This window comes from Streptomyces sp. NPDC030165 (genome assembly GCF_055573595.1).
The window spans coordinates 1-12,475 of record NZ_JBVIBD010000036.1 but is presented as its reverse complement, the minus strand read 5'-3'; the positions used below and the strand labels follow the sequence as shown (position 1 = coordinate 12,475).

Annotated in this window: 11 protein-coding genes; 9 read left to right on the top strand and 2 right to left on the bottom strand. The window is 69.8% G+C overall.

Annotated features, from left to right (window positions below; translation table 11 throughout):
* The first annotated feature begins 16 nt into the window (after window positions 1-16).
* From eccD to ACZ4Z1_RS38935, 6 genes are all read left to right on the top strand, one after another.
* Complete coding sequence (eccD, locus tag ACZ4Z1_RS38960) at window positions 17-1,492, top strand: type VII secretion integral membrane protein EccD (RefSeq protein ID WP_468491429.1); 1,476 nt, start codon at window positions 17-19, stop codon at window positions 1,490-1,492.
* Window positions 1,493-1,687: 195 nt separating this feature from the next.
* Window positions 1,688-1,975 (top strand): 30S ribosomal protein S15, encoded by a 288-nt coding sequence (rpsO, locus tag ACZ4Z1_RS38955; RefSeq protein ID WP_003982664.1) that lies wholly within the window; start codon window positions 1,688-1,690, stop codon window positions 1,973-1,975.
* A gap of 301 nt (window positions 1,976-2,276) precedes the next feature.
* Complete coding sequence (locus tag ACZ4Z1_RS38950) at window positions 2,277-4,490, top strand: polyribonucleotide nucleotidyltransferase (protein ID WP_468491428.1); 2,214 nt, start codon at window positions 2,277-2,279, stop codon at window positions 4,488-4,490.
* Complete coding sequence (locus ACZ4Z1_RS38945; protein WP_468491427.1) at window positions 4,487-5,866, top strand: M16 family metallopeptidase; 1,380 nt, start codon at window positions 4,487-4,489, stop codon at window positions 5,864-5,866. The genes ACZ4Z1_RS38950 and ACZ4Z1_RS38945 overlap by 4 nt, the downstream gene beginning before the upstream one ends.
* A gap of 51 nt (window positions 5,867-5,917) precedes the next feature.
* Window positions 5,918-6,670 carry a 4-hydroxy-tetrahydrodipicolinate reductase gene (gene dapB, locus ACZ4Z1_RS38940; RefSeq protein ID WP_468491426.1) on the top strand — a complete coding sequence of 251 codons (753 nt, stop codon included), beginning with the start codon at window positions 5,918-5,920 and terminating at the stop codon, window positions 6,668-6,670.
* A gap of 14 nt (window positions 6,671-6,684) precedes the next feature.
* Complete coding sequence (locus ACZ4Z1_RS38935) at window positions 6,685-7,137, top strand: tetratricopeptide repeat protein (protein WP_003982659.1); 453 nt, start codon at window positions 6,685-6,687, stop codon at window positions 7,135-7,137.
* A gap of 92 nt (window positions 7,138-7,229) precedes the next feature.
* On the opposite strand, the gene ACZ4Z1_RS38930 is transcribed toward ACZ4Z1_RS38935, so the two are convergent.
* Window positions 7,230-7,778, bottom strand: a complete 549-nt coding sequence (locus ACZ4Z1_RS38930) for a hypothetical protein (RefSeq protein WP_468491425.1) — start codon at window positions 7,776-7,778, stop codon at window positions 7,230-7,232.
* Between the two features lie 125 nt (window positions 7,779-7,903).
* On the bottom strand, window positions 7,904-8,143 hold the full coding sequence (locus ACZ4Z1_RS38925) for a hypothetical protein (RefSeq protein WP_468491424.1): 240 nt from the start codon (window positions 8,141-8,143) through the stop codon (window positions 7,904-7,906).
* Window positions 8,144-8,377: 234 nt separating this feature from the next.
* On the opposite strand from ACZ4Z1_RS38925, the gene thyX reads away from it, so the two are divergent.
* The 3 genes from thyX (at window position 8,378) to ACZ4Z1_RS38910 (ending at window position 12,071) form a co-directional block, all read left to right on the top strand.
* Entirely contained in the window at window positions 8,378-9,136 is a 759-nt protein-coding gene (gene thyX, locus ACZ4Z1_RS38920) for an FAD-dependent thymidylate synthase (protein ID WP_468491423.1), read from the top strand.
* A gap of 236 nt (window positions 9,137-9,372) precedes the next feature.
* Window positions 9,373-10,272, top strand: coding sequence for a 4-hydroxy-tetrahydrodipicolinate synthase (dapA, locus tag ACZ4Z1_RS38915; RefSeq protein ID WP_468491422.1), 900 nt, complete (start codon window positions 9,373-9,375; stop codon window positions 10,270-10,272).
* A 113-nt stretch (window positions 10,273-10,385) separates the two neighbouring features.
* A complete protein-coding gene (locus ACZ4Z1_RS38910) occupies window positions 10,386-12,071 on the top strand; it encodes a ribonuclease J (protein ID WP_468491421.1) in 1,686 nt (561 codons plus the stop codon).
* Window positions 12,072-12,475: the final 404 nt, after the last annotated feature.

Here is a 12,475-nt window from a genome sequence, read left to right as displayed (position 1 = left end):
TAGGGGGAACCGCCAGGTGAGCACGACTACAGGCACCGGCTTCTGCCGGGTCACAGTCGCCGCGCCGGACGCACGGATCGACGTGGCACTGCCGGAGGATGTCGCACTCGTCGATATTTATCCGGAGATCCTGCGACTCTCCGGCCAGTCCCAGGCGGAGGGCGCCCCCACCGGATACCACCTGGTGCGCCGTGACGGCACCGTCCTGGACGCCGGGCAGTCCCTCGCCCAGCAGCGCATCCTCGACGGCGACCTGCTCCTGCTGCGGCCGTTCGCCGAGTCGCTGCCGCTGCCGGTCTTCGACGACGTCTCGGACGCCGTCGCCTCCGCGGTCAAGCGCAACCGCAACCGGTGGAGCGACGACCTGATGAACATCGTCGGCCTCACCGCCGGCGTGCTGCTGCTCGTCATGATGGCGTTCGCCCTGTGGTTCTCGAACCCGGCCGACCGCGACATGCACCGCCTACCCGGCATCATCGCCGGCGTCACCGGCATCGTCCTGGTCGCCCTGTCCGGCGTACGGGCCCGGGTCTACGACGACCACGCCTCGTCCATCGCGCTGGGCCTGGCGTCGCTGCCGCACCTGCTGCTCGCCGGCTCCGGGATCATGCCGGTGGCCGACGGCGAGGGGCCGGGGCGCCTGCAGTTCCTGGTCGGCTGCGTGACCGTACTGATCGCGTCCGTACTCCTGGTGGTCCTGCTGCCGCGCGGCGACGCGCCCTTCGTGGCCGCCGCCTTCCTGGCCACCATCGGCACCCTCGCGGTCTTCGCCTCCATCCTCACCGAGGCCGAGCCGCGCGAGGTCGCCGCGGTCACCGCCGTCGTCGCCATCGCCGTGGTCGCCTGGCTGCCCGGCCTGTCCGCGCGCTTCGCCCGGCTGCCCATCGGCTACAAGTCGCCCGACCAGATCGCCGCCGGTCCGCACAACGACGGCGACCAGGCCGCGTCGACCGAGTCCGTCGACTTCGTCAAGATCGGCAACCAGGCCAAGCGCGGCCACGAGCTGCTGCTCGGCCTGGTCGCGGGCTGCTCCGCGCTGGTCGTCGGCGCCGCCGGCGTCGTCCTCGGCTTCTCCGACAACAGCTGGGCGCAGCTGCTGGCGCTGGCCGCGGGCATCACGATCATGCTGCGGGCCCGGCTCTTCGACTACACCGCGCAGGTCGCCTGCCTGACGATCGCCGGCATCCTGACGATCGTGCTGCTCATCCTGGGCATCGCGCTGCACCCGCCGCTCGACATCCTCTCCGACCTCGTGCGCTTCGGGGACTCCGGCCCGCTCAACATCCGTACGGTCTGGTTCTCCAGCAGCATCGCGGCCGGCGCCGCCATCCTGGTCGGTGTGGGCCTGGTCGTCCCGCGCAAGGGCGTCACTCCCTTCTGGGGCCGCGTCTTCGACATCTTCGACGGCGTCGTCCTGCTGTCGCTGGTGCCGCTGTGCCTGGCGGTGCTGGACGTGTACGGCACCGTGCGCGGCCTGACCGGCTCCTCCTAGGAGCCACGAGAAGCCCCTCGTACGGGTGACCTGCCTCTTACCGGGGGCGCCCGTACGCACGGCCCTCTGACCGCCCGGTCAGGGGGCCGGTGCGCAGCTGGTACTCTGTGTGATGGCCTAGGCCGAGTAAATGAAGATTCCCTGTGAAGACGATCCAGGGGCGCTCGGAGGCCCAGAACACCCTGAGGAGTACGCGTGTCGCTCGACGCCGCTACGAAGAAGCAGATCATGGCCGAGTTCGCCACCAAGGAGGGCGACACCGGCTCCCCCGAGGTCCAGGTCGCGATGCTGTCCCGCCGCATCTCTGACCTGACCGAGCACCTCAAGGTCCACAAGCACGACCACCACTCCCGCCGTGGTCTGCTGCTGCTCGTCGGCCAGCGCCGTCGCCTGCTGCAGTACCTGGCGAAGAAGGACATCACGCGCTTCCGTGCGCTGGTCGAGCGCCTGGGCATCCGCCGCGGCGCGGCGGGCGCCAAGTAGGACGACGTGAAGGGAGCGGTTCCCACACCCGGGGGCCGCTCCCTTTGCCGTACGCACCGGACGTCCGGTCCCCTGCCTGGTGGACCGGAGCTTTGTAGTCTGGTCCCATAACGCCATAACGAAGAGGTGGAGCGCCTTTCAGCCGCCGGTCCTCGGTAGTGGCCCCCGGAAGGCGCGCGGAACGCACCGCGCGACCCCGTATCCGGGTGCTTCGATCGAAGACCGGCCCGCAACCCCGGCGCTCCACCGACGAAGGTCCGCCGCCACACGGGCGGTGGACGCAGACGAGGAGATATCCCTGGTGGAGAACGAGACCCACTACGCCGAGGCCGTCATCGACAACGGCTCCTTCGGCACCCGCACCATCCGCTTCGAGACGGGCCGCCTGGCCAAGCAGGCCGCCGGCTCCGCCGTCGCGTACCTGGACGACGACACCATGGTGCTGTCGGCCACCACCGCTTCGAAGAACCCCAAGGACCAGCTGGACTTCTTCCCGCTGACCGTGGACGTCGAGGAGCGGATGTACGCCGCCGGGAAGATCCCCGGCTCCTTCTTCCGCCGTGAGGGCCGGCCCTCCGAGGACGCGATCCTCACCTGCCGCCTGATCGACCGGCCGCTGCGCCCCTCCTTCAAGAAGGGCCTGCGCAACGAGATCCAGATCGTCGAGACGATCATGGCGCTCAACCCCGACCACCTCTACGACGTGGTCGCGATCAACGCCGCCTCCTGCTCCACGCAGCTGGCCGGCCTGCCCTTCTCCGGCCCGATCGGCGGCACCCGTGTCGCCCTGATCGACGGCCAGTGGGTCGCCTTCCCGACCCACACCGAGCTGGAGAACGCGGTCTTCGACATGGTCGTGGCCGGCCGCGTCCTGCCGGACGGCGACGTCGCGATCATGATGGTCGAGGCCGAGGCCACCGAGAAGACCATCCAGCTGGTCAAGGACGGTGCCGAGGCCCCCACCGAGGAGGTCGTCGCCGCCGGTCTGGAGGCCGCCAAGCCCTTCATCAAGGTGCTGTGCAAGGCCCAGTCGGACCTGGCCGCCAAGGCCGCGAAGCCGGTCGGCGAGTTCCCGGTCTTCCTCGACTTCCAGGACGACGTCCTGGAGGCGCTGACCGCCGCCGTCAAGGACGAGCTGGCGCAGGCGCTGACCATCGCGGGCAAGCAGGACCGCGAGGCCGAGCTGGACCGCGTCAAGGCCGTGGCCGCAGAGAAGCTGCTGCCGCAGTTCGAGGGCCGCGAGAAGGAGATCTCCGCCGCCTACCGCGCGCTGACCAAGTCCCTCGTGCGTGAGCGCGTCATCAAGGACAAGGTCCGCATCGACGGCCGTGGCGTCACGGACATCCGTACGCTCGCCGCCGAGGTCGAGGCCATCCCGCGCGTACACGGCTCGGCCCTGTTCGAGCGTGGCGAGACCCAGATCCTGGGCGTCACCACCCTGAACATGCTCCGCATGGAGCAGCAGCTGGACACCCTCTCCCCGGTGACCCGCAAGCGCTACATGCACAACTACAACTTCCCGCCGTACTCGGTCGGCGAGACCGGCCGCGTGGGCTCCCCCAAGCGCCGCGAGATCGGCCACGGCGCGCTCGCCGAGCGTGCCATCGTGCCGGTGCTGCCGACGCGCGAGGAGTTCCCGTACGCCATCCGCCAGGTCTCCGAGGCGCTCGGCTCCAACGGCTCGACCTCGATGGGCTCGGTCTGCGCCTCGACGATGTCGCTGCTGAACGCCGGTGTGCCGCTCAAGGCCCCGGTCGCCGGTATCGCCATGGGTCTGATCTCCGAGGAGATCGACGGCAAGACGCATTACGTCGCCCTCACCGACATCCTCGGTGCGGAGGACGCGTTCGGCGACATGGACTTCAAGGTCGCCGGTACGAAGCAGTTCGTCACCGCCCTGCAGCTGGACACCAAGCTGGACGGCATCCCGGCGTCCGTGCTGGCCGCGGCCCTCAAGCAGGCCCGCGACGCCCGTCTGCACATCCTGGACGTGATGAACGAGGCGATCGACGTTCCGGACGAGATGTCCCCGAACGCGCCGCGCATCATCACCGTCAAGATCCCGGTGGACAAGATCGGTGAGGTCATCGGCCCCAAGGGCAAGATGATCAACCAGATCCAGGAGGACACCGGCGCCGACATCACGATCGAGGACGACGGCACCATCTACATCGGTGCCGCCGACGGCCCGGCCGCCGAGGCCGCCCGCGCCACGATCAACGGCATCGCCAACCCGACCATGCCGGAGGTCGGCGAGCGCTACCTGGGCACGGTCGTCAAGACCACCACCTTCGGTGCGTTCGTCTCCCTGCTCCCGGGCAAGGACGGCCTGCTGCACATCTCGCAGATCCGCAAGCTGGCCGGCGGCAAGCGCGTGGAGAACGTCGAGGACGTGCTCGCCGTGGGCGCCAAGGTCCAGGTCGAGATCGCCGAGATCGACCAGCGCGGCAAGCTGTCGCTGGCCCCGGTCATCGAGGGTGAAGACGACGAGGCGAAGGACGACGCCGCCAAGTGACGTCCCGTAGCTCACGGACGACGGCCCGCACCTCTTCGGAGGGGCGGGCCGTCGCCCGTACCCAAACGCTTCTCAAGGGCACGGGCGGCGCCGGCACGGTCCGCAAGACGGTCCTGCCCGGCGGCCTGCGCGTGGTCACCGAGACCCTGCCCTCCGTACGCTCCGTCACCTTCGGCATCTGGGCCAACGTCGGCTCCCGCGACGAGACCCCCTCGCTGAACGGCGCCACCCACTACCTGGAGCACCTGCTCTTCAAGGGCACCAGGAAGCGCAGCGCGCTGGACATCTCCGCCGCGATCGACGAGGTCGGCGGCGAGATGAACGCCTTCACGGCGAAGGAGTACACCTGCTATTACGCGCGGGTGCTGGACACCGACCTGCCGCTCGCCATCGACGTGGTCTGCGACATGCTGACCGGCTCGCTCATCGAGCCCGCCGACGTCGACGCCGAGCGCGGCGTGATCCTCGAAGAGATCGCGATGACCGAGGACGACCCGGGTGACTGCGTGCACGACCTGTTCGCGCATACCATGCTCGGCGACACCCCCCTCGGCCGCCCGGTCCTCGGCTCCGTCGACACGGTCAACGCCCTCACCCCCGAGCGCATCCGCCGCTTCTACAAGAAGCACTACGACCCGACCCGCCTGGTCGTCGCCGCCGCCGGCAACGTCGACCACGCCAAGGTCGTCCGGATGGTCCGCGCCGCCTTCGAGAAGGCCGGTGCCCTCGACCGTACGGACGCCGCCCCGATGGCCCCGCGCGACGGCTCCCGCACCATCCGTACGGCGGGCCGCGTGGAACTGCTCAACCGCAAGGCCGAGCAGGCCCACGTGATCCTCGGCGTGCCGGGCCTGGCCCGGACCGACGACCGCCGCTGGGCCATGGGCGTCCTGAACACCGCCCTCGGCGGTGGCATGAGCTCCCGCCTCTTCCAGGAGGTACGGGAGAAGCGCGGCCTGGCCTACAGCGTGTACTCCTACACCTCCGGATACGCCGACTGCGGTCTGTTCGGCGTGTACGCGGGCTGCCGCCCGAACCAGGTCGACGACGTCCTGAAGATCTGCCGCGACCAGCTCGACCAGGTCGCGGCCGAAGGCCTGACGGACGACGAGATCCGCCGCGCGATCGGGCAGCTGCGCGGTTCGACGGTGCTCGGCCTGGAGGACACCGGCGCGCTGATGAACCGCATCGGCAAGAGCGAGCTGTGCTGGGGCGCCCAGATGTCGGTCGACGACATGCTGGCCCGGATAGCGGCGGTCACCCCGGACGAGGTACGGGAGCTCGCCCGCGATGTACTGGGACGGCGCCCGTCGCTGTCCGTCATCGGCCCGCTGAAGGACCGGCAGGCGGACCGGCTGCACGACGCGGTCGCCTGACCTTTCGTATCAGGCGTACCAGGGGTACTGGGAAAGAGAGAGCGGGAAACGATGAGCAAGCTGCGCGTGGCCGTACTCGGCGCCAAGGGCCGCATCGGCTCCGAGGCCGTACGGGCCGTCGAGGCCGCCGAGGACATGGAACTGGTCGCGGCCCTCGGCCGGGGCGACAAGCTGGAGACCCTGACCGAGGCCGGGGCGCAGGTGGCGGTCGAGCTGACCCACCCCGACGCGGTCATGGACAATCTGGAGTTCTGTGTCCGCAACGGCATCCACGGCGTCGTCGGTACCACCGGCTGGACCGACGAACGCCTCACGAGGCTGCGCGGCTGGCTCGACGCGTCGCCCCGCACGGGCGTGCTCATCGCCCCGAACTTCTCCATCGGTGCCGTACTGACCATGCGGTTCGCGCAGCAGGCGGCCAGGTTCTTCGAGTCGGCCGAGGTCATCGAGCTGCACCACCCGAACAAGGCCGACGCCCCCTCGGGCACCGCGGCCCGCACGGCCAAGCTGATCGCCGAGGCCCGCGCGGCCGCGGACTGCCCGCCGCAGCCGGACGCCACCAGCAGCGCGCTGGACGGCGCCCGCGGCGCGGACGTGGACGGCATCCCCGTCCACTCCGTACGGCTGCGCGGCCTCCTGGCTCACCAGGAGGTGCTGCTCGGCGGGGTGGGGGAGACCCTCACCATCCGCCACGACTCGCTCCACCACAGCAGCTTCATGCCGGGCATCCTGCTCGGTGCGCGCCGCGTGGTGGCCACTCCCGGCCTGACCATGGGCCTGGAGAACTTCCTCGACCTGGACTGACGGGCAGACCGACCGTGCGAGCAAAGATCACCTACTGCGTCCTCGCGGCTGTCCTGGTCGTCTACTTCGTCCTCGTCGGCAGCCGCGGCGTCCTGCTCATCGAGCAGGGCACCGCGCTGACCGTCGCGTTCGGCGTCGCCGTCCTGATCCTGCCGTTCATCGGACTGTGGTTCCTCTGGCACACCACCCAGTTCGCCCGCAAGGCCGGCCGCCTGGCGCGCGAGCTGGAGGCCGAGGGCGGGCTGCCGGTCGACGAGCTGAAGCGCACTCCGGGCGGCCGCATCGACCGGGACTCCGCCGACGAGGTCTTCGACCGGCGGCGCGCCGAGACCGAGCGGGCGCCGGAGGACTGGCGCACCTGGTTCCGGCTGGCGGTCGCCTACCACGACGCGCGGGACACCCCGCGGGCCCGTAAGGCGATGCAACGGGCCATCGCCCTGCACGACGGCAAGCCCGTACGGGCCTGAGGCGTCCTTGTGCGAGCCGGTACGGGATCTCTCCGTACGGGCGCCATCGCTCATCCGGGGCCGGTTCCGCCAGGAGCCGGCCCCGGCGGTGTCTACGGGCGGTACTCCGCCGCCCACGCCTCCAGCACGTCCGCGGCCCGCTCGAACGCCTCGGGGCGCGCCAGGAAGTCCCCGTTGTGGTCCGTGACGAGGGTGCGCAGCGTGGCGCCGCCCTGCCGCTCGACGACCAGCGCCTGGCCCTGCACCGTCCGCGGCAGGCCCAGCCAGCGCACCGGCCGCTGGGACGTACGGACGGCGGCGACCTCGCTCCAGCGCAGCGTCGTCGTCCGCAGCAGCTCCACCTGCCGCAGGCCGTGGGTGCTCACCCACATCCCCACCCGCAGGTGGCGCAGCGCGAGCGCGATGATCAGCACCGCGACACCGGCGCAGACGGCGGCGGCGGGCAGCGCGCCCGCGGCCACGATGATCACCGCGGACAGCAGGACGAACGAGGCGAGCAGCAGAAGCACGGCGGCCGCCCCCACGCGTCCGGGGCCCGGACGGTAGGGACGGCGCCAGCGGTCGGGCCCGGCATGGGGCAGCGGGGCTTCGACGGCCTGGTCATCGAGATCGCGGTCGGCCGTCAGGAAGGTCAGGGGCACGGCGGATCCTCACTCCAGGCACGCAGACGAAGGCTGTGACCGGTGAGGTTATCGAGACTTACGTGCCGGAACCACTTCGTGCCGGGCGGCACGCGCGGCCATCGCGCGCGGACCGCCCGGCCGGATCAGCGGCCGTGCGCCGCCTCGGAATGGTGCGTGCCGACACCGCCGGTCTCCTGCTGGAGCGCGGGGACGCCGAGCAGCAGGGCGCCGGCGAGTCCGCCGACGACCGTCAGGCCGATCAGGGACCGGCCCGCGAGCTGGGCACGGCTGACGCGTTCTCGGGGCGGGGGCGCGACATTGCTGCGGAACCGGTCGGCCTCGGCGACGAAGGCGAACGGCACGGGCTCTCGCCGGCGGAACATGAGCGGGCTCTCCTTGGAACCTCGAAGTGGGCACTGTCACAGGGTTAGACGACTGCCGCGTCCGTTTGGTGCCCGTTTTCCGCAAGTTCTGTGAAAAAAATCAAGCACGGGACGAGCTGGGCGCGACAGCGTCCGTTTTCGTACGGTACGCGGTATCCCGCCGTATTTCCGGGACTGTCGGTGGCGGGCCGTAGGCTGGGGACCGCCACGTGGAATGAACGGAAGGAACCGTCGGTGTCCCCTACCCCCGCCGAGAGCGTCGAAAGCTCCGAAGGCACAGCCCCCAGCTTCCGCAGTGAAGTGACGGTCGAGCTGGTCAAGCACAGCGCCGCGGACAGTGACGTGCTGTGGGCGGCCCGTGTCTCCACCGCCGGCGAGCAGTCACTGGAGGAGCTGCAGAAGGACCCGGAGCGCTCCAAGGGCCTGATCAACTACCTGATGCGGGACCGGCACGGCAGCCCCTTCGAGCACAACTCGATGACCTTCTTCATCAGCGCGCCGATCTTCGTCTTCCGCGAGTTCATGCGGCACCGCGTCGGCTGGTCCTACAACGAGGAGTCCGGCCGCTACCGTCAGCTGGAGCCGGTCTTCTACGTGCCCGGTGAGTCCCGCAAGCTCGTCCAGCAGGGCCGCCCCGGCAAGTACGAGTTCGTCGAGGGCACCCCTGAGCAGCACGCGCTGGCCACCAAGGCCATGGAGGACTCCTACCGGCAGGCGTACGAGGCGTACCAGGAGATGCTGGCCGCCGGCGTCGCCCGCGAGGTGGCCCGCTCGGTCCTGCCGGTCGGCCTGTTCTCGTCCATGTATGCGACCTGCAACGCCCGTTCGCTGATGCACTTCCTCGGCCTGCGTACGCAGCACGAGCTCGCGGCCGTGCCGTCCTTCCCGCAGCGCGAGATCGAGATGGTCGGCGAGCAGATGGAGGCGCACTGGGCCGGACTGATGCCGCTCACCCACGCCGCGTTCAACGCCAACGGCCGTATCGCCCCGTAAGGGCACGTGCCCGGCGGCGACCCGCCGGACCGGTGTGCGGCCCGGCCGCCGCCCTCCGGGGCCGTACCGGACCGCACAGACGTGCCAAGTGTCCGTATTGCGGCATTTTGAGAAGTTCATCTACGCTGAAGAAACGGACCCGGCACTGCTTGAACCCCCGAGCAGGCAGTGCCGGAGTCCACATCCCGGCTCCCCAGGGGCGCGACCCGAGGTGAGCTACGAGTAGCGTGGTGCCCATGGCTCCGACTTCCACACCGCAGACCCCCTTCGGGCGGGTGCTGACCGCCATGGTCACGCCGTTCACGGCGGATGGCGCTCTCGACCTCGACGGTGCGCAGCAGCTCGCCGCGCACCTGGTGGACTCCGGCAACGACGGTCTCATCGTCAACGGCACCACCGGTGAGTCCCCGACCACCAGCGATGCGGAGAAAGCCCAGCTGGTACGGGCCGTGGTGGATGCGGTCGGAGACCGGGCCTTCGTCGTCGCCGGAGCCGGCACCAACGACACCGACCACAGCCTGCAGCTGGCCCGCGCCGCGCGCGACGCCGGCGCCCACGGCCTGCTCGCCGTGACGCCGTACTACAGCAAGCCCCCGCAGGAAGGTCTCTTCCGGCATTTCACCGCCATCGCGGACGCCACCGACCTGCCGGTCATGCTCTACGACATCCCCGGCCGCAGCGGTGTGCCGATCAACACCGAGACCATGGTGCGCCTCGCCGAGCACCCGCGGATCGTCGCGAACAAGGACGCCAAGGGCGACCTCGGCCGCGCCAGCTGGGCCATCGCCCGCTCCAACCTCGCGTGGTACAGCGGCGACGACATGCTCAACCTCCCGCTGCTGTCCGTCGGCGCCGTCGGCTTCGTCTCGGTCGTCGGCCACGTGGTCACGCCCGAGCTGCGCGCCCTGCTCGACGCCCACCTGCACGGTGACGTCACCAAGGCCACCGAGATCCACCAGAAGCTGCTGCCCGTCTTCACCGGCATGTTCCGCACCCAGGGCGTCATCACGACCAAGGCCGCGCTCGGCCTCCAGGGCCTGCCCGCCGGGCCGCTGCGCCTGCCGCTGGTGGAACTGTCCGCGGAGGAGACCGAACAGCTCAGGCGCGATCTCGCCGCCGGCGGGGTACAGCTGTAGCCACAGACTTCACAACTGAATACGGAAAACAACCGCCAAACCGCAAGTGCACGAATGTCATGCGCGCCACGTGTGCCTCACGGCGACGTGGCGTGTGTGGTGAGGAGAGTCTTTTGAGTCATCCGCATCCTGAGCTCGGCGCGCCGCCGAAGCTTCCCAAGGGCGGCCTGCGCGTCACCCCCCTCGGTGGCCTGGGTGAGATCGGCCGCAACATGACGGTCTTCGAATACGGAGGCCGGTTGCTGATCGTCGACTGCGGAGTGCTTTTCCCGGAGGAGGAGCAGCCCGGAATCGACCTGATCCTGCCGGACTTCTCGTCCATCAGGGACCGCCTCGACGACATCGACGGCATCGTGCTCACGCACGGCCACGAGGACCACATCGGTGGTGTCCCCTACCTGCTGCGCGAGAAGCCGGACATTCCGCTGATCGGCTCCAAGCTGACCCTCGCCCTCATCGAGGCCAAGCTCCAGGAGCACCGCATCCGGCCGTACACGCTGGAGGTCGCGGAAGGCGACACGGAGGCCATCGGCCCGTTCGACTGCGAATTCGTCGCGGTCAACCACTCCATCCCGGACGCCCTCGCGGTCGCCATCCGTACCCCCGCGGGCATGGTCGTGCACACCGGCGACTTCAAGATGGACCAGCTCCCGCTGGACCGCCGCCTGACCGACCTCCCGAAGTTCGCCAAGCTGGGCGAGGAGGGCATCGACCTCCTGCTGTCCGACTCCACGAACGCCGAGGTCCCGGGCTTCGTCCCGCCCGAGCGCGACATCTCCAACGTGCTGCGCCAGGTCTTCGCGGGCGCCCAGAAGCGCATCATCGTGGCCAGCTTCGCCAGCCACGTGCACCGCATCCAGCAGATCCTGGACGCGGCGCACGAGTACGGCCGCCGGGTCGCCTTCGTGGGCCGCTCGATGGTCCGCAACATGGGCATCGCCCGTGAACTGGGCTACCTGAAGGTCCCGGCCGGGCTGGTCGTCGATGTCAAGGCCCTGGACGACCTGCCGGACGACGAGGTCGTGCTGGTCTGTACGGGTTCCCAGGGCGAGCCGATGGCGGCCCTGTCCCGGATGGCCAACCGCGACCACCAGATCCGCATCGTCCCGGGCGACACGGTGATCCTCGCGTCGTCGCTGATCCCCGGCAACGAGAACGCGGTCTACCGCGTCATCAACGGCCTGACCCGCTGGGGCGCCAACGTCGTCCACAAGGGCAACGCCAAGGTGCACGTCTCGGGCCACGCCTCGGCCGGCGAGCTGCTGTACTTCTACAACATCTGCAAGCCGAAGAACCTGATGCCGGTGCACGGCGAATGGCGCCACCTGCGCGCCAACGCCGAACTCGGCGCGCTGACCGGCGTCCCCAAGGACCGTATCGTCATCGCCGAGGACGGCGTGGCCGTCGACCTGGTCGACGGCGTCGCCAAGATCGTCGGCAAGGTCCAGGCGGGGTACGTGTACGTCGACGGCCTCTCGGTCGGCGACGTCACCGAGTCCTCCCTGAAGGACCGCCGCATCCTCGGCGACGAGGGCATCATCTCGGTGTTCCTGGTCGTGGACTCCAGCACCGGCAAGATCGTCGGCGGCCCGCACATCCAGGCCCGCGGCTCGGGCATCGACGACGCGGACTTCGCCGCCGTCATGCCCAAGATCGACGAGATCCTCGCCAAGGCCGCCCAGGACGGTGTCGCGGAGCCGCACCAGCTCCAGCAGCTCGTCCGCCGGGCCATCGGCAAGTGGGTCTCCGACAACTTCCGCCGGCGCCCGATGATCCTCCCGGTGGTCGTCGAGGTCTGACCCCTGACGGGGCCGCCTGCACAGGTACGGGGAGCGGGGCAACCGGATTTGCGTCCGGGCGCCCCGCTCCAGTACGTTTACGGCTCCGCCTGAAGGGGAACCCGGTACGCCTGCGCGTCCGGAGTCCGCCCCGACCGGGACGGAATTCCGACCCAGAGCAATCTGATAACGTCGGATCAGCCGAAAGGCAAACCCCCTCCGACGGAAATCGGAAACGAATTCGGCCCGAAAACGGACCGGAAATCGGATCTGATAGAGTCGGAAAGGCCGGAAAGCGAAAGCCGGACGGCCATCCCGCTCCAGCAGGGAGCCGGATACGGAAAGCGGAAACGCCGAACGGATCTGGTAAGGTTGGAACCGCGCAGAAGCCGAAAGGCCGAAACGCACCGGCGGAAATCAGGACC

Coding starts and splice junctions, on each gene's coding strand:
- dapB (WP_468491426.1), top strand. CDS start 5,918: ATGAGCAAGCTGCGCGTGGCCGTACTCGGCGCCAAGGGCCGCATCGGC.
- ACZ4Z1_RS38925 (WP_468491424.1), bottom strand. CDS start 8,143: ATGTTCCGCCGGCGAGAGCCCGTGCCGTTCGCCTTCGTCGCCGAGGCC.
- dapA (WP_468491422.1), top strand. CDS start 9,373: ATGGCTCCGACTTCCACACCGCAGACCCCCTTCGGGCGGGTGCTGACC.